General features: G+C 58.2%; 22 protein-coding genes and 1 pseudogene. 14 read left to right on the top strand and 9 right to left on the bottom strand.

Features of this window, described 5'->3' with window-relative positions; translation table 11 throughout:
• Positions 1-54 precede the first annotated feature (54 nt).
• Positions 55-1,359: a leucine-rich repeat-containing protein kinase family protein gene (locus tag FFH21_RS11775; protein WP_004664905.1), complete on the top strand. Its 1,305-nt coding sequence runs from the start codon at positions 55-57 to the stop codon at positions 1,357-1,359.
• Positions 1,360-1,379: 20 nt separating this feature from the next.
• Here the strand turns inward: FFH21_RS11775 and FFH21_RS11770 are convergent, their stop codons facing one another.
• On the bottom strand, positions 1,380-2,084 hold the full coding sequence (locus tag FFH21_RS11770) for a YebC/PmpR family DNA-binding transcriptional regulator (RefSeq protein ID WP_002553245.1): 705 nt from the start codon (positions 2,082-2,084) through the stop codon (positions 1,380-1,382).
• Between the two features lie 386 nt (positions 2,085-2,470).
• Here FFH21_RS11770 and FFH21_RS11765 point away from each other — a divergent pair, with 386 nt between their 5' ends.
• Positions 2,471-4,051 (top strand): type VI secretion system Vgr family protein, encoded by a 1,581-nt coding sequence (locus tag FFH21_RS11765; RefSeq protein WP_011168434.1) that lies wholly within the window; start codon positions 2,471-2,473, stop codon positions 4,049-4,051.
• Here FFH21_RS11765 and FFH21_RS11760 read toward each other — a convergent pair.
• Together FFH21_RS11760 and FFH21_RS11755 are read right to left on the bottom strand one after the other, a co-directional pair.
• Positions 3,991-4,764: an enoyl-CoA hydratase gene (locus FFH21_RS11760; RefSeq protein ID WP_004667546.1), complete on the bottom strand. Its 774-nt coding sequence runs from the start codon at positions 4,762-4,764 to the stop codon at positions 3,991-3,993. The genes FFH21_RS11765 and FFH21_RS11760 overlap by 61 nt on opposite strands.
• Positions 4,765-4,856: 92 nt before the next feature.
• Positions 4,857-6,065 (bottom strand): acetyl-CoA C-acyltransferase, encoded by a 1,209-nt coding sequence (locus FFH21_RS11755; protein ID WP_011168433.1) that lies wholly within the window; start codon positions 6,063-6,065, stop codon positions 4,857-4,859.
• Positions 6,066-6,239: 174 nt separating this feature from the next.
• Between FFH21_RS11755 and FFH21_RS11750 the strand changes: the two genes are divergently transcribed.
• Both FFH21_RS11750 and FFH21_RS11745 read left to right on the top strand, forming a co-directional pair.
• Complete coding sequence (locus FFH21_RS11750) at positions 6,240-6,719, top strand: LEA type 2 family protein (protein ID WP_004664897.1); 480 nt, start codon at positions 6,240-6,242, stop codon at positions 6,717-6,719.
• 189 nt (positions 6,720-6,908) lie between these two features.
• On the top strand, positions 6,909-7,727 hold the full coding sequence (locus tag FFH21_RS11745; protein ID WP_004664896.1) for a glycoside hydrolase family protein: 819 nt from the start codon (positions 6,909-6,911) through the stop codon (positions 7,725-7,727).
• A gap of 37 nt (positions 7,728-7,764) precedes the next feature.
• On the opposite strand, the pseudogene FFH21_RS30835 reads toward FFH21_RS11745, so the two are convergent.
• Positions 7,765-8,083, bottom strand: a pseudogene (locus FFH21_RS30835) (hypothetical protein); the annotation flags it as partial.
• Between the two features lie 551 nt (positions 8,084-8,634).
• On the opposite strand from FFH21_RS30835, the gene FFH21_RS11735 reads away from it, so the two are divergent.
• A complete protein-coding gene (locus tag FFH21_RS11735; protein WP_002553239.1) occupies positions 8,635-8,877 on the top strand; it encodes a hypothetical protein in 243 nt (80 codons plus the stop codon).
• On the top strand, positions 8,874-11,615 hold the full coding sequence (locus FFH21_RS11730; protein WP_054073184.1) for a glycoside hydrolase family 3 protein: 2,742 nt from the start codon (positions 8,874-8,876) through the stop codon (positions 11,613-11,615). Before FFH21_RS11735 ends, FFH21_RS11730 begins: the two co-directional genes overlap by 4 nt.
• 16 nt (positions 11,616-11,631) lie before the next feature.
• Here FFH21_RS11730 and FFH21_RS11725 read toward each other — a convergent pair whose 3' ends face one another.
• The 3 genes from FFH21_RS11725 to FFH21_RS11715 all read right to left on the bottom strand — a co-directional run bounded on the left by FFH21_RS11725 (position 11,632) and on the right by FFH21_RS11715 (position 14,061).
• The gene (locus tag FFH21_RS11725; RefSeq protein WP_004664892.1) at positions 11,632-12,282 is read right to left on the bottom strand and encodes a TetR/AcrR family transcriptional regulator; all 651 of its coding nucleotides are present in this window, start codon (positions 12,280-12,282) and stop codon (positions 11,632-11,634) included.
• Positions 12,283-12,304: 22 nt separating this feature from the next.
• On the bottom strand, positions 12,305-13,666 hold the full coding sequence (locus tag FFH21_RS11720) for an MATE family efflux transporter (protein ID WP_041924525.1): 1,362 nt from the start codon (positions 13,664-13,666) through the stop codon (positions 12,305-12,307).
• Positions 13,667-13,806: 140 nt separating this feature from the next.
• On the bottom strand, positions 13,807-14,061 hold the full coding sequence (locus tag FFH21_RS11715; protein ID WP_002553235.1) for a hypothetical protein: 255 nt from the start codon (positions 14,059-14,061) through the stop codon (positions 13,807-13,809).
• A 153-nt stretch (positions 14,062-14,214) separates the two neighbouring features.
• On the opposite strand from FFH21_RS11715, the gene FFH21_RS11710 reads away from it, so the two are divergent.
• The gene (locus FFH21_RS11710) at positions 14,215-14,532 is read left to right on the top strand and encodes a YqjD family protein (protein ID WP_003400563.1); all 318 of its coding nucleotides are present in this window, start codon (positions 14,215-14,217) and stop codon (positions 14,530-14,532) included.
• 88 nt (positions 14,533-14,620) lie between these two features.
• Here the strand turns inward: FFH21_RS11710 and FFH21_RS11705 are convergent, their stop codons facing one another.
• Positions 14,621-14,977 carry a hypothetical protein gene (locus FFH21_RS11705; RefSeq protein WP_004658600.1) on the bottom strand — a complete coding sequence of 119 codons (357 nt, stop codon included), beginning with the start codon at positions 14,975-14,977 and terminating at the stop codon, positions 14,621-14,623.
• Positions 14,978-15,244: 267 nt separating this feature from the next.
• Between FFH21_RS11705 and FFH21_RS11700 the strand changes: the two genes are divergently transcribed.
• The 7 genes from FFH21_RS11700 to FFH21_RS11670 all read left to right on the top strand — a co-directional run bounded on the left by FFH21_RS11700 (position 15,245) and on the right by FFH21_RS11670 (position 21,174).
• Complete coding sequence (locus tag FFH21_RS11700; RefSeq protein WP_011168427.1) at positions 15,245-16,315, top strand: M4 family metallopeptidase; 1,071 nt, start codon at positions 15,245-15,247, stop codon at positions 16,313-16,315.
• A 21-nt stretch (positions 16,316-16,336) separates the two neighbouring features.
• Positions 16,337-16,636 carry a protealysin inhibitor emfourin gene (locus FFH21_RS11695; RefSeq protein WP_002553232.1) on the top strand — a complete coding sequence of 100 codons (300 nt, stop codon included), beginning with the start codon at positions 16,337-16,339 and terminating at the stop codon, positions 16,634-16,636.
• A 275-nt stretch (positions 16,637-16,911) separates the two neighbouring features.
• Entirely contained in the window at positions 16,912-17,541 is a 630-nt protein-coding gene (locus FFH21_RS11690; protein WP_004664884.1) for a paraquat-inducible protein A, read from the top strand.
• Positions 17,538-18,152: a paraquat-inducible protein A gene (locus FFH21_RS11685; RefSeq protein WP_041924524.1), complete on the top strand. Its 615-nt coding sequence runs from the start codon at positions 17,538-17,540 to the stop codon at positions 18,150-18,152. Before FFH21_RS11690 ends, FFH21_RS11685 begins: the two co-directional genes overlap by 4 nt.
• On the top strand, positions 18,145-19,824 hold the full coding sequence (locus tag FFH21_RS11680) for an intermembrane transport protein PqiB (RefSeq protein WP_004667542.1): 1,680 nt from the start codon (positions 18,145-18,147) through the stop codon (positions 19,822-19,824). Before FFH21_RS11685 ends, FFH21_RS11680 begins: the two co-directional genes overlap by 8 nt.
• The gene (locus tag FFH21_RS11675) at positions 19,821-20,444 is read left to right on the top strand and encodes a membrane integrity-associated transporter subunit PqiC (protein WP_004658604.1); all 624 of its coding nucleotides are present in this window, start codon (positions 19,821-19,823) and stop codon (positions 20,442-20,444) included. The genes FFH21_RS11680 and FFH21_RS11675 overlap by 4 nt, the downstream gene beginning before the upstream one ends.
• Before the next feature lie 292 nt (positions 20,445-20,736).
• Entirely contained in the window at positions 20,737-21,174 is a 438-nt protein-coding gene (locus tag FFH21_RS11670; protein WP_002553227.1) for a helix-turn-helix domain-containing protein, read from the top strand.
• Between the two features lie 31 nt (positions 21,175-21,205).
• On the opposite strand, the gene FFH21_RS11665 is transcribed toward FFH21_RS11670, so the two are convergent.
• On the bottom strand, positions 21,206-22,117 hold the full coding sequence (locus tag FFH21_RS11665) for a LysR family transcriptional regulator (protein WP_004667541.1): 912 nt from the start codon (positions 22,115-22,117) through the stop codon (positions 21,206-21,208).
• Positions 22,118-22,196 lie beyond the last annotated feature (79 nt).

The following is a 22,196-nucleotide window of genomic DNA, read 5'->3' as shown; positions in this document are numbered from 1 at the left end:
TGAAACTCCCGTTATGATGCGCGCCTTGTCCGATATCAATGACCGAGCCTATTCATGCACACCCTCGCAGATCTACGCGCCGGCAAGCTGGCAGGTATCAAACGGCTTGACCTTTCCTGCGGCCTGAGCGAATTCCCGGTCGAGGTATTCGACCTGGCGGACACCCTGGAAGTATTGAACCTCAGCGGCAACTCGTTGACTTCGCTGCCTGACGACCTGTGCCGCCTTACCCGGCTGCGCGTGCTGTTCGCGTCAGACAACGCGTTCACGCACCTGCCGGAAAGCATCGGCCAATGCCAGCAGCTGCAGATTGTCGGCCTCAAGGCCAATCGCATTGAACAGGTCAGCGCCGCAGCACTGCCACCGCGCCTGCGCTGGCTGATACTGACCGATAACTGTATCGAGTACCTGCCTGATGAACTGGGCCGTCGCCCGGACCTGCAAAAGCTGATGCTCGCTGGCAATCGGTTACGTGCATTGCCCACGACCCTCGCTGATTGCCACAAACTGGAGCTGATCCGCATTGCGGCCAATCGCCTGACCGAGCTGCCGGACTGGCTGCTGAGCCTGCCTGCCCTGGCATGGCTTGCCTATGCCGACAATCCACTGTGCGCCGAGCACCGGGCCGAGCCGATCCGTCAGATCCCGTGGCATCAGTTGAGCATCGGTCAGCGCTTGGGCGAAGGCGCTTCCGGGATCATTCAGCAGGCGCTCTGGCAGCACGCAAACAATGAGCGAATGGCGGCAGTCAAGCTGTACAAGGGCAATGTCACCAGCGATGGCTCACCGCTCAATGAAATGGCCGCCTGCATCGCCGCTGGCCGTCACGCCAACCTGATCGAGGTGCTCGGGCAAATCAGCGGGCATCCCGATCAGCAGCGTGGCCTGGTCATGGAATTGATAGCGCCCGACTTCGGCAATCTTGCCGGACCGCCGAGCCTGGAATCCTGCACCCGTGATGTCTATGCCCGCGAAACACGCTTTTCGCTGCCGGTACTGTTACGTATCGCCGAAGGCATCGCGTCGGTCACTGCGCACCTGCATGCCAACGGCATCACGCATGGCGATCTTTATGGCCACAACATTCTTGTGCAGGAAGATGGCAACTGCCTGCTGAGCGACTTCGGCGCGGCGTCGTTTCACCCGTCAGCGGTACAGGGAAAGGCGCTGGAGCGCATCGAAACACGGGCATTCGGTATCTTGCTGGGAGAATTGCTGGAGCGTTGCGATGCAGATGAGCAGAACCAGAACGTCATCGAGGGGCTAAGGGCGCTTCAGGCGAGTTGCGTACAGACTGATTGCCAGCGACGACCGTCACTGGCGGAGATTCTTCTACAGATAAAAGCATGGAGCGCGTAAAGCGCTCCATTACACAGTGATCAGCCTGCAAGACCCACGTACACGTTCTGCACGTCGTCGTGATTGTCGATGGCTTCGAGAAACGCTTCGACTTCGGCCATCTGCTCCTCGGTCAGACCATCCACGGTGCTTTTCGGGCGATAACCCAATTGCGCCGACTGCACGGTGAAACCAAATTCAGGGAGCGCCTTGCAAACCGCATCCATGTCTGTGGATTCGGTCAGGAACAGCGTAGCGCCCTCCTCAGCCGACTCGAAATCCTGGGCACCGGCTTCGATTGCCGCCAGCTCCGGGTCGGCATCCGCTGCTGCAGGGACAGCCTCGATCATGCCCTGATACAAAAAGTCCCACGAAACCGAGCCCGCAGCACCCAACTGGCCCTTGCGGAACAGCACGCGAATTTCCGAGACCGTACGATTGATGTTGTCGGTCAGGCACTCGACGATCACCGGTACGCGATGCGGCGCAAAGCCTTCGTAGGTCAGACGCTCGAAGTTGACGCTCTCGCCCAGCAGGCCTGCGCCTTTCTTGATGGCACGCTCCAGGGTTTCGCGCGGCATCGAGGCCTTTTTGGCCTGTTCCACTACCAGCCGCAGACGCGAGTTCATGTCCGGGTCTGCGCCAGCGCGTGCGGCGATCATGATCTCCTTGGACAGCTTGCCAAACGTGCGTCCCTTGGCATTGGCTGCCGCTTCTTTATGCTTGACCTTCCACTGTGCGCCCATGTCTGCTCTCTTGATTCGCTAGGCACCTCGCCGCCTGCGTCTGCACGACTGACAGAACGCGGCGCTGGCAAGGCGCTGAAAAAGGGTCACCGGTAAATACCCTGTCCGGCGCGGCGCATTTTATACGCGATTACGGCAGATGAAACCCCCGCCGCGCACATTGCTCGAACGAACTCGCCAAGATGGCTGCCAATCGGGCCGACGGCAATCATCCGCTTTCCATCACTGCTTGTAGTCTTTTTCCGAAAAACCTTGCAGCAATGCTTTTAGGCCAAGGTATTCCGTAACCTGCGCACCCTGATTTCGAAGGTAGAGAGCCCCGCAGATGCGCAAGGACCTGCAAATGCCAATCATACTGGCGATTACCGACTGCCAGACGGATCTGCATGTCATCATGCTTCACCGGCCGTGATGCTCTCAATGAAGCGTATCGCTTCGATATCTGGCTGATCGGCGACCCTCTTCTGGATGTGCGCAGCCTGCTGCACCGAGAAGCGTTTTTGAGATTCGGTGAGCGTCGCAGCGGCGTGCATGGCCAGATCTGCCATGCGACCCGAATCCACAGCGGGGTTCGTGTGAGCCTTTATCACCTGATCCTGATGCCCAGCCTTGGCAAGCTTGCCGCCCATCGGCGCCGACGCATCTATCAGGATATTGCGCCTCCCAAGCTGATCGCTCAGTTGCTTGAAATACACGGCATTGGAGCAAACGCTTACCGGTTCGAGCACATGAGCGGTCTTTACCCGGCAAGACCGCTGCATATCCAGTACGACGAAAGCGATCTGCACCTGCTGCAACGCCTGTGCGAGGAAGAAGGCATTCATTTCCGTTTCGAACATCGTCAGAGCGGCCATCGACTGGTGTTCTCGGATGACTCTGCAAGCTTTCCGGCACAGCCGATACCCTTTCGCTTCAAGCGTCAGGAACAGTCAGGCACATCGACCGGGACGCTCTTGCACATGGCAGAAGTACTGACGCTTCCAAGCGCTTCGCGACAACTAGTCCGAGACCTGAAACAGACGCAGCCCCGCTCGTCAAAGCACGACGAGAACGCCAGAACACCCGCAGCCAATCATGCATTTCAACCGCCAGACGTTCGTGGCGCAATCAACCGGGAAGAGGCGCTGAGTCGCCAGCGCGGTATGCGCGAGCTGGAACGCCTGCGCTGCGAACGGCGCGAGGTCAGCGGGCACAGCAACCGCCCTGGCTTGCGCAGTGGCGAAGTCATTCAGGTGCTTGATCACCCGGAGCCATTGCTTAATGATCAATGGCTGCTGACCGAAGTGCTTCACGCAGGTCGGCAATTACAGGTGCTGAGAGGGGCCGCCGCCAAAGATGCCCTGGCAATCCTGCGCATACTCGCCGACGAGCAGCGCTCGTCACCTGCGGCCGCACAGCTGTCAGGCAATGGCTATGGCAACCGTTTCAAGGCCATCCCCTGGGCGATGCCGTTTCGCCCTTCAGTCAGACATCCTCGGCCGGCCGCCACGGGCGATCATATAGCCACGCTGCAAGACAACGCCACGTACGCAGAACAGCCCGGTTATCGACCGGTTCGTTTCGACTGGCAAGCACAACACCACGCAGACCGACCCAACCAGCGCTGGCCGATGGCGCTGGTCGCCTGCCGCGAGATTCATCACTTGCTACCTGGCTCACGCGTACTGGTCCGTTACCTGGACAATAATCCCGAGCGCCCGGTCATCTGCGCAGCCCTGTCACCAGCTGAACACGCGTCGCAAGACAGTCTGTGGCACGGCGACTTGTCTGCAGAACCAGCCGATTGCATTCGTCTTGCGAGCGGCGAGCACCTGCGCATTACAACAGACAGCGAGTTGATTGTTCGCGGGCAGACGGCAGAACTGCACATTGATGCACAGCACATCCTGATTCTGGGTCGCGTAGATCAGCAGTCCTTGAAATCCGGCTGGCGCTTGTCGATAAACGCATTCATGCCCTCCTTCTGATCGTGACTGGCGAAGGCTGCGTGAAACACCCGGCGCTCGAACCGGATGCCTTCGGCCAGACTGACCTCGAACGCGCGGTTGACGCTCTCCTTGACCATCATCGCCACCGGCAGGGACTTGCCGGCGATCACCGCCGCTACCGCGAGGGCTTCAGGCAGCAACTGTTCAAGCGGCAAAACCCGCGCAACCAGCCCGGCACGTTCGGCTTCGTGAGCATCAATCAGGCGACCAGTCAGGCACATTTCCATGGCTTTGGCCTTGCCGACAGCGCGGGTCAGACGCTGCGTCCCGCCCATGCCCGGCAACACACCGAGATTGATCTCCGGCTGCCCGAACCTGGCGTTTTCAGCCGCCAGAATAAAATCGCACATCAACGCCAGCTCACAACCGCCACCCAACGCAAAACCGGCCACTGCCGCCACGATGGGTTTGCGCCGCGCGGCCACCCGATCACTTTCGCGAAACAGATCGTCGAGGTAGATTTGTGGGTAGGACAGGTCGACCATTTCCTTGATATCGGCACCGGCCGCAAAGGCTTTTTCCGAACCGGTCAGCACGATGCAGCCGATGGCACTGTCTGCTTCGAACTGGTCGAGTGCGTGGTTCAACTCGTCAATCAACTGAGCATTCAATGCATTAAGTGCCTTGGGACGGTTCAGCGTAATCACGCCAACCTTACCTATAATCTCACTTAGAATTGTCTCGTAAGACATTGATAACTATCCTTTTAAATTAATAACCATGCACAGGCATAAAATCTAGAATCTACATTCGCAAAAAAACCGTAAGCCTTTGAATAAATTATCTAATCGATGATTTCAATGGCGACGGCGGTGGCCTCTCCGCCACCGATGCAAATCGCCGCCACCCCGCGCTTGAGCTGCCTGCGCTGCAAAGCCGCCAACAGCGTCACAATGATCCGCGCGCCCGAAGCGCCTATCGGATGACCCAGCGCGCACGCCCCACCGTTGACATTGACCTTCTCGTGCGCAAGGCCCAGTTCACTCATCGCTACCAGCGGCACGACTGCAAACGCTTCGTTGATCTCGAACAGATCGACGTCATCCAGCGCCCAGCCTGTCTTGCTCAGCAGACGCTGAATGGCGCCTATCGGTGCGGTTGGAAACAGGCCCGGCTGGTCGGCAAATGCCGCATGTGCGTAAAACACCGCCAAGGGCCGCAACCCTCGCCGCTGCGCCTCGGACTGACGCATCAACAGCAGTGCTGCGGCGCCATCGGAGATTGAGCTGGAGTTGGCTGCCGTAACCGTGCCGCCCTCGCGAAAGGCGGGCTTGAGCGTCGGGATCTTGTCCGGACGCGCCTTGGGCGGTTGTTCATCGTGAATGATCTGCCTGGACTCTTTACCCACGGTGACCTGCACCGGCACGATTTCTGCGTCGAAATGACCGTCGGCGATGGCCTCCTGCGCGCGGGCCAGTGACGCCAGAGCGAACCCATCCTGCGCCTCGCAACTGAACCCCTTCGACCCGGCGCAGTCTTCGGCGAAGGTACCCATCAGCCGACCCGGCTCATAGGCATCCTCAAGGCCATCCAGAAACATATGGTCCAGCACCTTGCCGTGCCCCATGCGGTAGCCATTGCGAGCGCGATCCAGTAGGTAAGGTGCATTGGACATGCTCTCCATCCCACCAGCCACTACCACCGCCGTGCTGTCTGCCATCAACAGGTCATGGGCCATGATTGCGGTCTGCATACCGGAACCGCACATCTTGTTGACCGTGCTGCACAGCGTCGCATTGCCTAGCCCGGCCCCGAGCGCAGCTTGTCGAGCGGGCGCTTGACCGAGGCCCGCCGGCAGCACACAACCAAACAGCACATGCTGCACGTCTGCACTTTCAATGCCTGCCCGCTCAACGGCCGCGCGGATGGCGATCGAACCCAGTTCTGTGGCACTCAGGCTCTGCAGATCACCCTGAAAACCGCCCATAGGCGTGCGCGCAGCGCTGACAATGACCACAGGGTCTTGACGAAGGGGTGTCCTTTCGATGGACATGATTATCTCCAGTCTTGTTTTTATAGGATCGGTCGAATCATCAACCTGCTGCCTTGCGGACGCAATGGTTGAAACAGGCAGATTAGCGGGTATCCCGGCATTGCGCCCGACAGGACGAATCTCTCATGGCAGACGAGGTCTGAAGATGACTGAACCCGACGCTGGAGCACACGAATGTCGCTACGCCCGATCCGCGCCCTGCTCTCAGGCCTGCTTATCCTTGGTTTGAGCGCGTGTGCACTCATCCCCCATCGAGACCCGCTGACGATCAACGTCGTCGGTATCGAACCCGTTCCCGGGCAGGGACTTGAACTGCGCATGGCGGTCACATTGCGGGTGCAGAACCCGAACGAAACCGAGATCAACTACACCGGCGTGGCGCTGGATCTGGACGTGAACGGTAAGCTGCTCGCCTCTGGTGTGAGCAACCAGAAAGGCACCGTAGGACGCTTCTCCGAAGCGGTGCTGGTGGTGCCGGTCAGCGTGTCGGCGTTCGCCGCCTTGCGCCAGGCACTGGGGCTTAGTCAGAGCCAGCGTCTGGACAATCTGCCCTATACACTTCGCGGCAAGCTGGCTGGCGGCTTGTTCGGTACGATGCGCTTCAATGACAGCGGCACGCTGGATTTGCGCCAGGCAGAGGGAGATCCCTGGTAACCAGTCATTACGGGTAGTAATGTCTGTCAGGGTTTGGCAGCGTAAACGGGGCGATACAGGTGGCATGCTTTCTGCTGGCTGACTGCTGAGCATGCTCCATGCCTCCCCACCCTCAAGGAAGATTTGCCAATGACCCCGCAGAACCCGTCAGCACGTTTTTTCCCGACCTTTCTGGCTCTTGTGACGCTGATGCTCAGCCTGTGCATGGCACCGACATGGGCTGCAGAAAAAAGCGCCAAGCGCGGCATTGCCTACGACATCGCCCTGCCCGCCGACCTGAGTGCGTTATCTTCGGGCGTGAGCTGGTGGTACAACTGGAGCCCCAAGCCCCACGACCGCCTGGCGTCCTACGACTACGCCTCAATGTACGGTGTGGATTTCATCCCGATGGTATGGAACGGCAACGTTGACGACGGTCAATTGAAGCAATACCTGCTGGCCCATCCCGCCATCCGCTATTTGCTGGTGATCAATGAGCCGAATCTGCTCGACCAGGCCAACATGACGCCCGAAGCGGCGGCCAGCTTCTGGCCGAGGCTGGAACAGATCGCTGCCCAGACCGGCGTAAAACTGGTGGGGCCAGCGATGAACTGGGGAACCATGCCGGGCTACGGCGACCCGGTGGTATGGCTTGATGCCTTCTACACAGCCTATCGATCGATGAATCAAAATCGCGACCCGCGCATCGATTACCTGGCTTTTCACTGGTACGACTATGGTTTGCCAGGAATGCTCGACCGGCTGTCGAAGTACGGAAAACCCTTCTGGGTCACCGAGTTCGCCAATTGGCACGCCCTGGATGACGGTGCGCAGATTGATACGGTCGAAAAGCAGAAGCAGCAGATGGCCGAGATGGTCGCCACGCTTGAGCAGCGCACGGACGTGTTCAGGTACGCCTGGTTCACTGGCCGGATGAACCCGGACCCGCACTTTTCCAGCCTGTTGAACAATGAGGGTAAGCTGACCGAACTGGGCCAATACTACCTCTCGTTGCCGTATAACGAGTGACACTGCGTTGAGTGACCACAGGGTCTTCACAGCTGGCAAGCGAGGCTGCGCCAATCTCGGTCAGGCCACTGATGATGTGCTGGGTATAAGGAAATGACTGATCGGGCTCCAGGACTCTTGCGGAGATCAGAAGCCCCTCCCTGACCAGCGTGTCGACCGCTCCCACACAAACGTGGATGGCCGGGGGCACGAGCGTACGCGCGCACCAGCTCCCGGTAGATCTGACCAAACGTAAGCTTTTGGGGTGTGCTCAAGCACAATCGCTTGACGATGCTCAAGATCGCGAGGTCAACGCGTGGACATTCGTAACTCACCGCATTTGCCTTTAACTTAATGACGCCTGACGCGCAAAACAGTGGACACCCGATACCGTTCTTCCCGACCTGCACAACACACGCTCAACCTTGAATAAAGCCGTTCACAAAGCGTCAATTTTTGCGCACTTTTTAGAACACTCTATTTATTGAAGCGCATTCAAAAACAATCATTGAGCCCATCAATACTTTATAGAACCGCCCTGAATAGACTATTAGTCGCTTGAGTTGAACGCACGTAAAAGCGTCAGAATGCAAAGCTTACCAGACCACTAAACCTAACTACAATTAGGTTTACTAAAAAGCAATTAAAACCTAAAAATTACAATTTTTTTAACAATTAAAACCAATTTAATAGCGAAAATAGCTATTTAAACCCGTAAAAATCATCACCCCAATTTTTTCGTCAAGAAAAACCTGATGAAGGCCAACTGACATCATTTAATAAAAATAAGGTTAGTAATACTTTATCTACCGGTGAACTTTTTACTGTCGCGTTGGACTTACTGTTCAGCCAAGCGATGTGTCATTGCGACAGCCGTCTGTTTTTCTCCTGCAAACCATTAATCGAGATGCAATCGATGACTAGAACCATGCTGTCTGTTTTCAGTGCAGTACTTTTGTGCGCGCACAGTGTCTGCGCACTGTCAGCGGACTCAACTTCCAGCACAAATACCGCTGTGTCCGATCAACAGATCCGGACGCAGGTGGAAGCCAAGCGCGACCAGTTATCAGGCGCTGACAAGATCAACCCGGCTCAACAACAGAGTTCGTCGTCCCTGCTCGAAGCGCCAGTGGACACCGACGACGCCCCTGCCCAGGCACAACGACCATGAACAACCTCAATCAACCGATCACATCGACCGGAAGGACACTTGCCTTGTCAGCCTTCAAACAGACGCTGAGCCTGAGCCTGCTGACGTTCAGCGTCACGCAGGCCAACCTTGCACTCGCCGCCGTGACCCCGGCGACCGGTAACGCAGTCGAAGCGCGCGTCAGCTCGATTCTCGACAACATGAACCAGTCGGAAAAGATCAACTTCACTCGCGTCGACGACGGCCACATGATCCCTTCCCTGCTCAAGTGGGGCATCAAGGGCACCGTGGCGTATGACTCCTCCATGGGCGTACACGTCAACAATGCCACGTTCGGTGCTCAGTACCCTTCGCAGTCGGCGCTGGCAGCGACCTGGAGCATCAACCGGGCCAAGGAATTCGGCCTGGCCATCGCTTATGAGACACGGATTTCCGGCGGCCAGCAGATGCTGTCGCCAGGCGTCAACCTGTACCGCACGCCCTACAACGGTCGTTCGGCAGAATATGTCAGCGGTGAGGACCCGTTCCTCGGCGCGGTACTGGCACCGGCCATTGTCAACGGCATTCAGGCCCAGGGTATCCAGGCCAGCGGCAAGCACTACCTGGCCAACGAGCAGGAAGCCAATCGTCAGGCAGTCGAAATCAAGGTCGATGAGCGCACCCTGCGTGAACTGTACCTGCCGGGCTTCGAGTCGATGGTGAAGAACGCCAATGTCGCCTCGATCATGTGCGGTTTCAACAAGGTCAACGGCGACTATGCCTGTGAAAACCATCACCTGATCACTGAAGTGCTCAAGGGCGAATGGGGCTATCAGGGCATGGTCATCAGTGATTTCAACGCCATTCACGATGCGTTCAAGGGCGCATGGGCCGGTACTGACATCGACATGCCATCCGGCCTGCAGTTTACCGAAGCCAAACTGCTGCCTTACCTGTGGAGCGGGCAACTGACCCAGAACGTGATCGACGACAAGGTCAAACGTAACCTGCGCGCCATCGTCAGCTACGACCTCCAGGAAAACCTCAACACCGCCAAGCCCCTGGAGCATCCCGAGTACGGCATGCGCGCTGCACTGAATACCGCGCGCGAATCCATCGTATTGCTGCGCAACGAAAACACCGCTGCGGGCAAACCGTTGCTGCCGCTGGCGCGCTCGGCGAAAATCGCTGTGATTGGCAACTGGGCCCACGATGTCCCTGCATCTCCTTTTGGCACTGCGAACTCGCCGCCCAACAGCTATGTAACCGAGCTGAGCGGCCTGCAGCAACTGGCGTCCAGCAGCTCCGATGTCACCTACCTCTCGGAAATGAGCCTGAATCCGGCCAGTTCGGTGTGGTATCAGCCAGCAACCGGCGACAACGGAATCAGCAACGCCGGGGTAAAAGCCGAGTACTTCTCCAACACCAACTCTTCCGGCGACCCGGCGCTAACGCGCGTGGAACCAGGCTTGAACCTGAACTGGACCACCGGCAGCAACGTCACCAACGCAGGCAGTACTGCGGTGTCTGGCTTCAGCCCGTCACCCGGGGCATTCTCGGCGCGGTTTACCACCACCATCAAACCAACCGTCTCGGGCGCTCAGGTGTTCAAGGTGCGAGCAGACGGCCCTTACAAACTGTGGGTCAACGATGAACTCGTTCTACAGAGCGATGGCGTGCCTTACTCCGGTGACGTAGTGAACGCGCTGACAACGTCGGGGAAAACCGCAGCATTGTCGGCTGGCAAGACCTACAGCGTGAAGCTGGAATACCAGCGTGTACAAGGCAACTTTATCCCTGTGCTGGGTAGCCTGACGGGCGTGCAGATGAGCTGGGCGTCGTTGCGTCCGCCAAAAGACCTGTCGAAATACGATGCAGTCGTGGTTGCTACAGGGAACACGTCCGAGAACGAAGGCGAAGGCTCTGACCACGGCTTCGATCTGCCCGATCAACAGGCTGAGCTGATCAGCTTCGTTGCCAAGGCCAACCCCAACACCATCGTCGTCATGCACGGCGGCGGCGTGGCCAACATGCAGCCTTGGGCAAACAAGGTGGGCGCTACGCTGCAAGCCTGGTTCCCGGGCCAGCAAGGCGGTCAGGCGGTGGCCGAGATCCTCTATGGCAAGGTCAACCCGTCGGGCAAGCTGCCGGTCACGATCGACAAGAAAATCGAGGATAACCCAAGCTATGCTTCCTATCCGGACCCGGCGGCCTATCGCGGCAACAACCCGCTGACCGAAATGACCTACAGCGAAGGCCTGTACATGGGTTATCGCGGCTATGACAAGAAACACGCCAAGCCGCTCTACCCGTTCGGTTATGGCCTGTCCTACACCACGTTCAGCTACAGCGACCTGAAACTGTCGACCAACGTGCTGACGCCAGGCTCGACAATCGACGTTAAATTCACCGTGACCAACACCGGTGACAAGGCAGGCTTCGAAGTGGCACAGCTGTATGTGCAGCCGGTCAAACCTGCGGTGGACCGTCCGGAGAAAGAGCTCAAGGGCTTCACCAAGGTGTACCTGCAGCCCGGCGAGAGCAAGACTGTCAGCGTACCGATAGACTCCCGCTCCCTGGCCTACTACGTCGACAAGACGGCAAGCTGGGACGTGGACGCCGGGAAGTTCAAGATTCTCGTGGGGGCAGACTCGGAGAACCTGACCCTCAACAGGACGCTGATCACCCTGTACCCGGAAAAACTGACCACTCGTGACAGCAACCCGCTGCCACTGCCACTGCGCAAGGCAGTACAGGTCAGCGCGGCACAGACTTACTGATGCACCCCGTCAAGGCTCAGGGATGAGCCTTGATGTCCCTGCCCAGACGCTGCACGTAGATATCGAAAACCGCCATGACATCGACGTCTTGCGGGCTTCTCAGCCACTGAATCTGCAAACCGTCCATGACCGAGAAGATTTCCTGGGCCAGGGCTTTGACATTGATGTCGGCACGCACCTCCTCCGCCTCTATCAACGCGTGCAAATGGCCGCGAGCATGCTCATGGGTCAGCTGGAATCGCTCGCGGTGCCATGTCCACGCAGGGTGCGACTTCGACAGGCTCTCGGTATTCATCAGCAGTGCCGCCTGACACTCGTCAGCATTCTCGATACTGAAGCTCATGCTCAGTTTCAGAAATTTCAGAAACCCTTCAAGCGTCGGTTCGGTCACCAGATCCTGGAAGCGTGACGTAACCCGCTGATCCCTGCGCTCCAGCAACGCAGCGAGCAAGGCTTCCTTGTTGGGGAAATGGTGCAGCAAGCCGACGGTGGTGATGCCGGCAAGCAATGCAACCTCGCGCATTGATGCGCTCGAATAGCCGTCCCTGGCGAAAACAACTGTGGCGGCATCCAGCAAAGCCTTTCTGCGCATGTCGCCCTTGGGCGCACGACGGCGCTTGGGCGCAGCTGTTTCTTCGGATTCATTCCCTGATTCTTCGATAACCATAAAAACCTGATAACGCCTTGATTCAATGTACCCCGATGCTGGAAACCGGGGTCCTGCTGGTGAAAAACCGCTTCGCTGTCAGTGAAGCCGTGGTGATGGAGATCAGCGCAATGATCGCATTACCGGTAAACATGCCAGGCAACGCACCGCTGCTGCCAAACCAGTGAATGCCGGCGAACACGAAGGGCACGGTACCCGCCGTTGCCCTGAGCCAGGCAAACACCGCTACCCACCATGATTTGTTCATGGTCATGAATACGGCGATGGCGACGAAATCCAGACCAATCAAAACCCAGAGACCGCCGCCCCACAAGCAAAAGGCCATGAACACAGCGCGGGCCTCGGCTCCCAGCTGGTAGAGATCGGCAATCATGCCGCCACACAGCACCAGCATCAACCAGACTGCCAGCCCGTAACAGACCACCAGCCGCCGGGTAAAGATGACCGCAGAGCGCACGCGATCGTCGCGGTTCGCACCAATATTCTGGCCAAGCACCGGGGCCAGCGCGCCAGGCAAAGCAAAAAAGGCGCAATACGAAAACTGCAGGACCCGATCCAGCACCGCCATGGCGGCCAGGGCGGAGGTGCCGAATGCCGAAAGCAAGGCGACAAGATAAGCCAAACCGACCGGCGTCGCCAGATTCGCCGCCATGGCAGGAAGCGCAAGCCTGAAGGTACGCACGGCATGCAGGCGCAGCAGTTTCAGATTGCGCGTGAAAACCATCCCTATGCGGCTGCGCACCCAATACAGCCCGATAGACGCGGAGACCGCTGCCGATATGGCAAAGGCGATGCCTGCGCCGTTCAACCCCAGGTCCAGCACAAAGATAAACAGCGGGTCTGCGACCGCCAGCGTGGCGGCCGCTGAGAGCACCACTGCCAGCGCCCGACGGTTATCACCGGTGGTTCTGAGCATCTGCGCCGACATCTGCATCACGGCCTGTAGCACGGTAAAAGGCAGTGTCAGCCAGATGAAACTGCGCGCCGCCTCGTAAGTGGCCGCCTCGGCCCCCAGCCAGTGGGTAATCGGCACCACCAGCGCCAACTGTGCGGCAGACGCCAGACCGGCGACCATGACCACCATCAGCATGAGGCTGCCGGTCAGTCGAGGTATGGACTTGACCGCGCGATGGCCGATGCGCTCCGACAACACCGAAGTCGCAGCGATGATCACACCGGTCACCAGCGCGCTGTTGAAAAAAATCAGCACCTTGGCGATGCCGACCGCAGCCAGAAGCACAGGGTCATGCAACATCGAGACATAGACCAGCGTCAGTATGTCGACAAGAAAAATCGCAAACAGGCTCAAGGCACTGGTACTGGCGGTGATGACGATGTGGCGCGCTACGCTGCCCTGGGTGAATCTTGCGCTGGCTTGGGCCATCAATGTTCTCAAAAGGCCTGAATCAGCCCGGCATGCAAGGCATTCCCATGCGGGGGCATGAGGAACGGAAATTTGTAATCGTCATGCCAACGCTGGCACGAGCAACGATCACCGCCAAATGCGAAGGCCGCTGTCGCAGGCTACTTGCTCGCCGCTACCAGACGGTTCACTTCACTGCGAACCATGTTGGCGTATTCCGGCGGGCTCATCGTGTCCAGTTCGGAACGTACCCATTCGGACCACTTGCCCTTGCGCTTCGCGCGCTCGCCCATCAAGCGTGCAGCTTCACTCTTGGCCTTGCCCAGATTGCTCTGCCAGAGGTCGAACAAACGGGATTTCTCGTCTTCAAGAGCGGTACGTTCGGGGAGCGGCCGATTGGCCAGATTGAAACTCATCACAGTCACCTACGGCTAAAAACGGCTGCATCTTACACCCGTAAGGGGCGTTACCTGCAGAGTCTTGCGTCGGCTCATTCAAGCAATTGCAACTTTTCAGGATGCGCGAGACTCCATTGATCACTGTTGCCATCACTTGAAAGGAAGATACCCATGGCTCGTAAGACCCCTGCTCAACAAGCTGCCGATCAAATCAAGGATCAGGCATTCAGTGACCTGCAGGCACTGATCGAAGAATCCGACAAATTGCTCAAGGAAAGCGCTGCGCTGGTCGGCGAAGAAGCAGAAACGCTGCGTGCACAACTGAGCGTCAAGCTGAAGCAGGCACTGGACTCGATGGCCAGCGTGCGCGACCGCACCAAACCAGTTGTTGAAGCGACCGAAACCTACATCGGTGGTCACCCGTGGCAAACCGTGGCTATTTCTGCTGGCTTCGGCCTGGTAGTCGGCCTGTTGCTGGGTCGTCGTTGATCGACAGCCGCTGATGCGAAGCATCGCGGGCCTGGGTACGGGCCCGCAATGCTTGATGCTGTTGTAACGATGGTGTAGGTCTGATGAATTACCTTAAGCGGGCGTGCTGTACCACCGACGGCTCGGCAAACCGGTGGGATTTGCTCACTTTGGCCTGCAACAACACGCGCTGTTCCTCGGCCTGGGCCTGGCTTTCATAAGGTCCGATCAACAATTGCTGCTTACCGTCGATGTCCACGATGACCGGGGCATAACTGCGTTCCAGCAGCCAGGCACTGGTATCGCTCACCGCTTCGCGCGAATTCATCTGAATGAACCACTGTGGCGTGGAGACCGGAGCAGTAACCGCCGCATCCTGGGCTTTTTCCCTGGCGGGCGCACGCGAGCTGCCTGCATCGCATCCGGCCAGAGCCAGTACCACTATCATCATTACCGTCTTGCGCACGTAGGTCTGCTCCTCGTCTGAAGTGGCGCGAGTCTAACATTCCCGCAACGCCCGTTGATGGACTGTGTCGAGGTGTCGCATGCCCGGCCAAAGGGCATTGGGCACTGGCCATGCGCTGTTCTCGCAACAATCAGTTATATTTTTTGCGATCACTGGTCATGTGATCAGCTATTTCTTTGCATATAAACGCAACATGAAGTGTCAAACGCCTGCGACCATGTTGACCGATGGCTTGCCGCCGTTGGTGCATTAGAACAGGAGTTCATCATGTACGACGACCGTAACCCCCTGCATTGCTTCATTCCGCCTTATATGCTCGAGCGTATGGCGCAGTCCCCCAAGACTCTGGTCAGCGCCCGAGCCATTGCCAATCTGACAAGCAGCTCGGCGTTCCTGGCATCACGACTTTCAGCCCGAACCATGCCCTCCATGCACGCGATCAAATCGCCTGACGGTCGAAAGCACCGCGTGATTCACGATGCCAAGGGAACCGACGATCTTCCCGGCGCTGTGGCTCGCAAGGAAGGCCAGGCCCCGACTGGTGACAAGGCAACCGATGAAGCCTACGACGGTTCCGGCGATGTCTACGATTTCTACGCAGAACTGTTCGAGCGTAATTCGCTGGACGACAGTGGCATGTCGCTGGTGTCTACGGTGCACGTCGCCGAGGTGGACTTCAATGGCGACCACGTACCGCTGAGCAACGCCTACTGGAATGGCAGCCAGATGGCGTATGGCGACGGCGACGATCTGGTCTTCAAGCGCTTCACCGGCAGCCTGGAAGTAATCGGCCATGAACTGACCCACGGGGTGCAGAGTTTCACCTCGAACCTGGATTACCGCGGACAGTCCGGAGCCCTCAACGAGCATTTCGCCGATGTCTTCGGCATGCTGGTGCGTCAATGGAAACAGGGCACCAGCGCCGCCGAGTCGGACTGGGTAGTCGGCAAGGAATTGCTAGTGCCCGCTCCTACACGACGGGGCATTCGCGACATGGAAAAACCGGGCACCGCCTATTCCAACGATCCGGACCTGGGCGATGATCCGCAACCGGCAACGATGGCCGACCTGTACACTGGCACCAAGGACCGCGGCGGCGTACACATCAATTCGGGCATCCCCAATCGGGCGTTCGTGCTGGTCGCCAAGGCGTTGGGCGGAAATGCCTGGGAAGTAGCGGGCAGAATCTGGTATGAAACGATGCTGGAGCTGGCCTCTGACAGTCAGTTTGTCGACTGCGCCAGAGCCAGCATAAAAATCGCCTCGGATTCACGCTTCGGCCCTAAAGCCAAAAAAGCCGTACAAGCGGCCTGGAAGGAAGTCGGGGTCAAGGTTTAGCCGAACACAAAGGTGCTTGAAATGAAAGTCTGTCTAGTGCAATCCGGCGGCTTTGCGGGTGCCGTCAAACGCTGTGAAGTCGATACGTCCACCCTTGAGCAGCCGGAAGCCGAGCAACTGCAGCGGCTGGTCAGTGACAGCGGCCTGAATCAGTCCAGCAGCGCGTTCAATGATCAGGCGCGGGATCTGAATCAGTACGAGATCACCATTGAGGATGAGGCCAGAGAAATCTGCCTCACGTTTGACGAACACAACGTGCCAGCGTCCGCCCGCCAGTTGCTAGGGTTCCTCAAGCAACGCGTAAAGCCCGGCAAGCTCTAGGACAGGCCTGTTTGAAAACAATACGGCGACCGGTGCCTTGCAGATGACTGTAAAAGGCATCGGTTGCTGACATATTCTCCACCCTTATTCCTGCATGTGCTCCCGCATGGAATAATGGCGCTATGACATGTGAACCACCCACCGCTATCGCGGTCAATGACGTGTACCAATACGTTGGCATGGACTGTACAAAAAAAAACGCTTCACACTGCCATTAACGAGGTATCTTTTCGTGCTTCGCGTTCTCACCCCTTACCTCTGCAGCAATGGCGTCGATGAGCACTGTGCATCCTACTGAACACTCTCCTGGCCTGATCATTTGCGAGCATTGCGACTCGCTGTACGAAGCGCAACCGCTGAAGCCCGGTGAAGCAGCGTTCTGCCTGCGTTGTGAGGCACTGCTCGGGCGCGGCCACCGAATGACCATCGAGCAGTTACTGGCACTGACCGTCGCTGCGGCCATGCTTTTTGTGTTCGCCAACCTGTTTCCGGTGATCAGCATCAGCATGAAGGGCCTGACCAACGAGGTCACGCTCTGGCAATCGGTTGAAGCCCTTGCTCAAGGGCGAATCACGATCATTGCGCTGGTCGCCGGCCTTTCGATTATCTTTGCGCCGCTTTTGCAGATCGCCTTGCTGTTCTGGGTGTTGGTACACGCGCACAAAGGCGTCATCGCGCCCGGCTTCAGGGCCTGCATGCGCGCTCTGGAACACCTGCGGCCGTGGAGCATGCTCGAAGTGTGCATGCTCGGTATTCTGGTGGCGATCATCAAGCTGTCCGGAATGCTCGACGTGCATCCCGGCGTCGGGCTGTGGGCCATGGCCATGCTGATGGTGCTGATTCTGCTGATCGCCAACAAGGACATCCGCAGGTTGTGGGATGAACTGGGAGTGCCGCCGCAATGAACGGCATTCCCTTCGCCCATGAACACAAGCTCTGCCTGTGCCATACCTGCGGTTACGCCTGCCAGGAGGACGCTACGCGCTGCCCGCGCTGCGACTCACCGGTACACAGACGCAAGCCCAACAGTATCAGCCGCACCTGGGCTTATCTGATTGCCGCACTGATCTTCTATATCCCGGCCAATGTGCTGCCGGTGATGTACACCAACCTGCTGGGCAACCGCAGTGAAAGCACCATCATGAGCGGCGTACTGGAGTTTTTTGAAAGCGGCTCCTGGGACATTGCCATCCTGATCTTTGTCGCCAGCGTTCTGGTGCCCTGTGTCAAATTTCTGGTGCTGGGCATGCTGCTGATCACGTGTCAGCGCCGCAGCACCTGGGCGATGCGCGAGCGCGCACGTCTTTACCGTTTCATCGAGCTGATCGGCTACTGGTCGATGCTCGATGTGCTGGTTGTGGCCCTTGTGGCGTCTCTGGTTCAGTTTCGCGAGCTCAGCACCATCGAGCCGCGGATCGGTATTCTGTTTTTTGGCTTGGTAGTGGTGATGACGATGTTCGCCGCCATGAGTTTCGATCCCCGGCTTATCTGGGACGCAGAGGTTGAAGATGTCTGACAATACCCTCCCCCCGTCTGCTTCAGTGCCACGCCCTGAAGTCAAACGTCGTCGCCTGCGCGTCTCGCTGATCTGGCTGGTGCCGATCGTTGCAGCGATCATTGGTGTATCCATGGCTTTGCATGACTGGATGAACATCGGCCCGAAAATCACCGTGAGCTTCCTGACCGCAGAAGGCCTTGAGGCCAACAAGACCCAGGTCAAATACAAAAACGTGATCATCGGCATGGTTACCGATATCACACTTAGTGAAGACCGTACCCATGTACTGGCCAGCATCGACCTGAACACCAGCGCCGCGCCGTTCACGAGAATCGACAGCCAGTTCTGGGTGGTGCGACCGCGCATCGGCGCGCACGGCGTAACGGGCGTCGACACGTTGCTCTCAGGCGCTTTCATTGGTGCCGACGCGGGCAGCTCCGAGGAGACCAAAACCAGCTTTACCGGCCTCGAAACACCGCCACCGGTCACTTTCGGTGAAAAAGGTAAGCGCTTCAAACTGCATACCGACGACCTCGGCTCTCTGGACATTGGCTCACCGATCTACTATCGACGCATTCAGGTCGGTCAGGTGGTTGGCTACGAGTTGTCCAAGGATGGTCGCGGGGTCGATATTCAGATCTTCATCAACGCACCAAATGATCAGTACATCACCACCGACACCCGTTTCTGGAATGCCAGCGGGGTCGACATCACGGTTGGCGCGTCAGGGGTGAAGGTCAATACCCAGTCGCTGACCTCGATCATCTCCGGCGGCATTGCCTTCCGCGAGCCCAACTGGAGCCCGGACTCGAAACTCGCCGACGAGAACGCCGAATTCAAGATATTCGATGATCAGGCCACCGCGCTGGCTCCGCCCGACGGCGAACCGCGCTATATCCGCATGCGCTTCAATCAGTCGCTTCGCGGGTTGACGGTCAACGCAGCGGTAGACTTTCTGGGCGTCAATATCGGCAAGGTGGTGTCGGTCGATCTGGATTACGACCCGGCGACCAAGACCTTCCCAGGTATCGTGGGTGCAGTGATTTATCCCAAGCGCCTGGGTGCGGCCGAGTCGAAACTGCAGGAACTCGGCGGCAAGGGCGATGAAGAGGAACAATCCGCCAGAGTGCTGGGAGCGTTTGTCGCCAACGGCCTTCGCGCTCAAGTGCGCAACGGCAACCTGTTGACCGGCCAGTTGTACATCGCCATGGAATTCGATCCCAAGGCACCGAAAGTGGCATTCAATGCCAAGGCCCGTCCGCTGGAAATCCCGACCGTACCGGGCAGCTTCGACAAGTTGCAGGAGCAATTGCAGGCGTTCGTCGAGAAGCTCAGCAAACTGCCGATCGACGAGCTGGCGAAGAATCTGAATGGCAGCCTGAGCGAGCTGCAGAAAACCCTCAAACAGGTGAACAGCAGTGTGCTGCCGCAGATGCGTGGCACCTTGCAGCAGGCTGAAAAAACGCTGGGCACCGCCAACGATTCATTCGCTGAAGATTCGCCTGCGCGTCAACAATTGGGCCAGGCGCTGGATGAAGTGCAGCGCACCGCTCGTTCGGTACGGGTGCTGACTGACTTCCTCAGCCGCCATCCAGAATCGCTGATTCGCGGTCGCACGGGCGATGCAGCCCCACGCTCGTTCAACGCCCCGTCCTCATCCCGAGCCATTGATCTGGAGCCAAAACAATGACCTTGCGCCTGAAACTGGCGGTACTTGCCGCAGCCCTGGGCCTGGGTGCCTGCACATCGACGCAGACCCACTATTACACCCTGATTGCGCCCATGGGCGCGGCCAGCAGCGTAGCGGCCAGACCCATGCCGTTTCAGTTCGAGATGCTGCCGGTCTTGATGCCGGTTCAGGTTGACCAGCCGCCACTGGTGGTTCGCCAGGGCAACGGCAGCCTTGCGATTCTGGACACCGAACGCTGGGGCTCGCCACTGGGCGACGAGTTTCACGATGCGCTGACGCCGCAACTTGAACGTCATTTCGGCAGCCGCGACATGGCCGGTCTGCCGAAAAACAGCGATCAACCGGTGCTTTCGGTCCGTACAGATGTACGCCGCTTCGAGTCGATGCCTGGCAATTATGCGTTGATCGATGTGGTCTGGACGCTCGGGCTTCGCGATGCAGGCGCTACCGCCGGCAGCAAGCGGCAGAGTCTGACCTGCAGCAGCGTGATTCGCGAACAGGCCGGGGAAGGCATGGAAAATCTCATTATCGCCCATCAGAAAGCCGTGTCCCGGTTAGCTGACAAGATCGCCGCAACTGCCGCCAGCTGGACCGCGCAACCTGCCTCCCGTTGTTTGTAGGTCGGTCGGGAGGTCCGGTTAAAGACCTCCCGGTTTCAGGAAATATCGCTGCTGTAAGCCTTTCAAAGCCGCCGTTTAAAAGCGTTCAAGTCCGTACAAAAATGTATCACCTCGTTTAATTCCTACGTACACTCTACCGCCCGTCTGGCACGTTAGTACCTGATCGGCCCGAATGCTCAGTTTTCCGGGTCTGTTGGAGTGCCTTATCGATCAGTGCCAGTAACGCTTGTTAACCCTGATGTGTGGCAACAAGCCTTTGGCTTGCAGCGGACAGTCTATCGAGGACAAACGGATGACAGGGATCGGAGCACGGCTGAAAAAGGAACGTCTGCGCCTCAAACTTTCGCAAAGCGCACTGGGCGCGATAGGTGGCGTGGAAACCAACGCTCAGGGCAATTACGAAAACGGTGTTCGCTCGCCTCGGGCAGACTACCTTTCCAGCGTCTCGAATGCGGGCGTGGATGTGGCCTACGTGGTGACCGGTCTCAGTTCACCCGCCGTCACGATTTCGAATAGCCAGGCCTGCGCTCCTCTCAACCGCGTTGTTGCTCGCCTGCACGGCAACCTGCACGACGTGACTCAGAACCTGTACCACGTGACCCGCTTGATTGAATCAAATGCAGGCGAAAGCAACGTCGACAGCGACCAGCTGGAAAACATCAAGAACGACGCAGAAGCCATTACGGTTGCGACCGTTCGGCTGATCTACATGACCTCGAAGTTGAAGTGACGCAGAGCATGTAGTGTGCCGCCAAGGCGGCTCATTGCGCCGCAAACGCCTTGTCCCTGAGTTTTTCCATGACCAGCGCTATGAATGCCGACACCGCAGGCGGCAGATGTTGCCGACTGGGATAAAGCACATGCAGACCATGACTGGTGCGCTGGTACTGCGTCAGTACCGGCACCAGTCTGCCATCGCGCAAATCCGAGCGGATGAGCGTCGCGGGCAATAGCGCAATACCAAGCCCTGCCAGGGTCGCTTTACGCAATGCCTGCGCGGTGTTGGCATTGAATCGGCTGGCCATCTGCACCTCATGCATCTTCGCGTCCGGCCCGAGCAACCGCCAGACAGTGCTCCCGCCGGGATGCGCCGTGCTGACGCAGTAATGCCCGTGCAGGCTCTGCAGCGAGTCCGGCATGCCGTGAGCAGCGATATAAGCCGGGCTGGCGACCATAGTGTCATGCCCCTCTTCGATCAATTGACGCCCTACGTAGCCCGAATCCTGCAAGGGGCCGCCGCGAAACGCGATGTCCAGCCGGTCAGCGATCAGGTCGGCGCGCTCATCGCTGAGCACGAACTCCAGCTGAACCCGAGGATATTCGGCAAGAAAATCAGCCACCCACTCCATCGAAAAGAAATCGAAGAAATCCGCCATTGCGGCGATGCGCAGCCGACCGCCAGGCTCTTCACGGCCTGAAACAAGCTGCTCTGCGGCATCCATCAAACCATCGACAGCGCCCACACAGCGTTCGTGGAAGTCCTCCCCTGCCTGGGTGAGGACCAGCTTGCGTGTCGACCGATGCAACAATCGAGTGCCCAGCTGTATTTCCAATTGCTGAACCTTGCGGCTGACCGTATTGGAAGGCATGCCCAGATGCCTTGCCGCCTGCGCAAAGCTGCCGCTGCGCACGACCTGCACAAACAGGGCGACATCGTTGAGGTCAAGCGCCACGGGGTTCATTCCTTCCATTTATGGATGAGTCCAAACCAACTATACCGACTAATCAAGCAATCCACAGAGGCTTATTCTT

This window comes from Pseudomonas sp. KBS0707, assembly GCF_005937945.2.
Lineage (GTDB): Bacteria > Pseudomonadota > Gammaproteobacteria > Pseudomonadales > Pseudomonadaceae > Aquipseudomonas > Aquipseudomonas amygdali.
Note: the sequence above shows the minus strand (reverse complement) of the source record. Positions and strands in the feature narration are given on the sequence as shown.

Bases quoted from the DNA above. Each gene is read 5' to 3' on its own strand.
- FFH21_RS11675 (WP_004658604.1), top strand. From the start codon at position 19,821: ATGACCTTGCGCCTGAAACTGGCGGTACTTGCCGCAGCCCTGGGCCTG.
- FFH21_RS11750 (WP_004664897.1), top strand. From the start codon at position 6,240: ATGTCGCTACGCCCGATCCGCGCCCTGCTCTCAGGCCTGCTTATCCTT.
- FFH21_RS11670 (WP_002553227.1), top strand. From the start codon at position 20,737: ATGACAGGGATCGGAGCACGGCTGAAAAAGGAACGTCTGCGCCTCAAA.
- FFH21_RS11680 (WP_004667542.1), top strand. From the start codon at position 18,145: ATGTCTGACAATACCCTCCCCCCGTCTGCTTCAGTGCCACGCCCTGAA.
- FFH21_RS11710 (WP_003400563.1), top strand. From the start codon at position 14,215: ATGGCTCGTAAGACCCCTGCTCAACAAGCTGCCGATCAAATCAAGGAT.
- FFH21_RS11765 (WP_011168434.1), top strand. From the start codon at position 2,471: ATGTCATCATGCTTCACCGGCCGTGATGCTCTCAATGAAGCGTATCGC.
- FFH21_RS11700 (WP_011168427.1), top strand. From the start codon at position 15,245: ATGTACGACGACCGTAACCCCCTGCATTGCTTCATTCCGCCTTATATG.
- FFH21_RS11695 (WP_002553232.1), top strand. From the start codon at position 16,337: ATGAAAGTCTGTCTAGTGCAATCCGGCGGCTTTGCGGGTGCCGTCAAA.
- FFH21_RS11735 (WP_002553239.1), top strand. From the start codon at position 8,635: ATGCTGTCTGTTTTCAGTGCAGTACTTTTGTGCGCGCACAGTGTCTGC.
- FFH21_RS11730 (WP_054073184.1), top strand. From the start codon at position 8,874: ATGAACAACCTCAATCAACCGATCACATCGACCGGAAGGACACTTGCC.
- FFH21_RS11725 (WP_004664892.1), bottom strand. From the start codon at position 12,282: ATGGTTATCGAAGAATCAGGGAATGAATCCGAAGAAACAGCTGCGCCC.
- FFH21_RS11745 (WP_004664896.1), top strand. From the start codon at position 6,909: ATGCTCAGCCTGTGCATGGCACCGACATGGGCTGCAGAAAAAAGCGCC.
- FFH21_RS11685 (WP_041924524.1), top strand. From the start codon at position 17,538: ATGAACGGCATTCCCTTCGCCCATGAACACAAGCTCTGCCTGTGCCAT.
- FFH21_RS11715 (WP_002553235.1), bottom strand. From the start codon at position 14,061: ATGAGTTTCAATCTGGCCAATCGGCCGCTCCCCGAACGTACCGCTCTT.
- FFH21_RS11770 (WP_002553245.1), bottom strand. From the start codon at position 2,084: ATGGGCGCACAGTGGAAGGTCAAGCATAAAGAAGCGGCAGCCAATGCC.
- FFH21_RS11775 (WP_004664905.1), top strand. From the start codon at position 55: ATGCACACCCTCGCAGATCTACGCGCCGGCAAGCTGGCAGGTATCAAA.
- FFH21_RS11755 (WP_011168433.1), bottom strand. From the start codon at position 6,065: ATGTCCATCGAAAGGACACCCCTTCGTCAAGACCCTGTGGTCATTGTC.
- FFH21_RS11760 (WP_004667546.1), bottom strand. From the start codon at position 4,764: ATGTCTTACGAGACAATTCTAAGTGAGATTATAGGTAAGGTTGGCGTG.
- FFH21_RS11720 (WP_041924525.1), bottom strand. From the start codon at position 13,666: ATGGCCCAAGCCAGCGCAAGATTCACCCAGGGCAGCGTAGCGCGCCAC.
- FFH21_RS11690 (WP_004664884.1), top strand. From the start codon at position 16,912: ATGAGCACTGTGCATCCTACTGAACACTCTCCTGGCCTGATCATTTGC.